This is a genomic window from Bradyrhizobium sp. PRIMUS42 (assembly GCF_023006515.1).
In the GTDB taxonomy this organism is placed as follows: domain Bacteria; phylum Pseudomonadota; class Alphaproteobacteria; order Rhizobiales; family Xanthobacteraceae; genus Bradyrhizobium.
The window spans coordinates 1-2,127 of sequence record NZ_JALBGZ010000921.1 but is presented as its reverse complement, the minus strand read 5'-3'; the positions used below and the strand labels follow the sequence as shown (position 1 = coordinate 2,127).

At 65.2% G+C, this 2,127-nt stretch carries 3 protein-coding genes; all 3 read left to right on the top strand.

Features of this window, described 5'->3' with window-relative positions; all coding sequences use genetic code 11:
* Positions 1 to 304: 304 nt before the first annotated feature.
* Positions 305 to 1,051 (top strand): YebC/PmpR family DNA-binding transcriptional regulator, encoded by a 747-nt coding sequence (locus MOV75_RS35700; protein WP_246932241.1) that lies wholly within the window; start codon positions 305 to 307, stop codon positions 1,049 to 1,051.
* 208 nt (positions 1,052 to 1,259) lie between these two features.
* The gene (gene ruvC, locus MOV75_RS35695) at positions 1,260 to 1,787 is read left to right on the top strand and encodes a crossover junction endodeoxyribonuclease RuvC (RefSeq protein ID WP_246932242.1); all 528 of its coding nucleotides are present in this window, start codon (positions 1,260 to 1,262) and stop codon (positions 1,785 to 1,787) included.
* On the top strand, positions 1,784 to 2,127 hold a 344-nt coding region (gene ruvA / locus MOV75_RS35690; RefSeq protein WP_247007685.1), incomplete at its 3' end, for a Holliday junction branch migration protein RuvA. The genes ruvC and ruvA, both read left to right, overlap by 4 nt.

Genomic DNA, 2,127 nt, shown 5'->3' with positions numbered 1-2,127 from the left:
GAATGGGCCGCCGGCTGCGGAGCCGCCGGGGCGGTCGCAGGCGCAGCCCGGTCCGGCAGACGCTTCCGAAATAGTCCGAACGCCATCACGTCTCTCTTGTCGGGGAACGGTCGGGCGCTATTTTCGCAGTCCGGAATGAAATCAGGGTTAACGTTGCCTCACCTCTAGGCACCGACCACTACGGTGGCTACCTTTACAGTGCTACCGCAAAGGCGGCAGATCCCTTTGATTCCGGCGGGTTGGCGGCCTATAAGGCCGCGCTTCCCACGCTCACCTTTGGCTGACGATCCTCGAGAGACCACGCATGGCCGGACATTCCCAATTCAAGAACATCATGCATCGCAAGGGGCGGCAGGATGCGCAGAAGTCGAAGCTGTTCGGCAAGCTGGCGCGGGAAATCACCGTCGCTGCCAAGCTGGGGACGCCCGACCCCAACATGAACCCGCGCCTGCGCGCGGCCATCATCGCGGCGCGCCAGGAGAACATGCCGAAGGACAATATCGAGCGCGCCGTCAAGAAGGCGCTCGGCAATGAGGGCGAGAATTATGACGAGATCCGCTACGAGGGCTATGGCCCCGGCGGCGTCGCCGTCATCGTCGAAGCGCTGACCGACAACCGCAACCGCGCCGCCTCCGACATCCGCTCCTTCTTCACCAAATCCGGCGGCAATCTCGGTGAAACCGGCTCGGTCTCCTTCATGTTCGACCGCACCGGAGTGATCGAATACGACCGCGCTGTTGCCTCCGACGACGCCGTGCTCGATGCCGCGATCGAGGCCGGTGCCGACGACGTCGTCTCCGGCGAAGCGGGTCACGAGATCTATGCGTCGACGGAAGGCTACCGCGACGTCGCCAAGGCGCTGGAAGCCAAGTTCGGCGAGCCGCGCAAGGCCGCGCTGATCTGGAAGCCGCAGAACACCGTCGCGGTCGACGATGAGACCGGCGAGAGGCTGCTCAAGCTGATGGATTTGCTCAACGAGCATGACGACGTCCAGCATGTCTACGCCAATTTCGAGGTGTCGGACGCGCTGGTCGCGAAGATGGGCGGGTAGGGCGCTTTCGTATCCCGGACGCGCTGCAGCGTGAAACGCTGCTGCGAGAGCCGGGACCCACGGCGCCTCAGGTACCGGTCGCAACATGGGCCCCGGTTCAACAGCATCACTTCGTGCTGCGCTGCGCCCGGGGCACGGCACCCCTCTCCCCTGTTACTTCCGTTCTGTTTCTGTTTCGCTTCAAGCGGCCAGCCGCTATCACTGGCCCATGACTGCGCTCCCGATTCGTGGCCCCGTTCGCATCATCGGCATCGACCCCGGCCTGCGCCGCACCGGCTGGGGCGTGATCGAGGCCGAAGGCAATCGCCTGATCTACGTCGCCTGCGGGTCGGTGGAACCGCCGGACAACCTGCCGCTGGCGAGCCGGCTGCTCGCGATCCATGAGGGGCTTGCCGCCGTTTTGTCCGGTCACCAGCCGATGGAGGCCGCGGTCGAGCAGACCTTTGTGAACAAGGACGGCGTTGCGACGCTGAAGCTCGGCCAGGCTCGCGGCGTCGCCATGCTGGCGCCCGCGATGTTCGGCATCTCTGTCGCCGAATATGCGCCGAACCAGGTCAAGAAGACCGTGGTCGGCGCCGGTCACGCCGACAAGCAACAGATCGCGATGATGCTGAAGATCTTGCTGCCCAAGGCCGAGCCGCCGTCCGCGGATGCCGCCGACGCGCTCGCCATCGCCATCACCCACGCCCATCACCGCCAGAGCACCGCGCTCCGGCTGAAGGTGGCGAGCCTATGATCGGCAAGCTCAAGGGCCTGATCGATTCCTACGGGGAGGATTTCGTCATCCTCGACGTCGGTGGTGTCGGCTATCAGGTGCACTGCTCCTCGCGCACCCTGCAGCATCTGCCCTCGCCCGGCGAAGCCGCGGTGCTGTCGATCGAGACCTATGTCCGTGAGGACCAAATAAAATTGTTCGGCTTCCGCACCGACCAGGAGCGCGAATGGTTTCGCCTGCTCCAGACCGTGCAGGGCGTTGGCGCCAAGGTCGCGCTCGCGGTGCTCGGCACGCTACAGCCTTCCGATCTCGCCAACGCCATTGCGCTGCGCGACAAGGCGGCGGTGGCGCGCACCCCTGG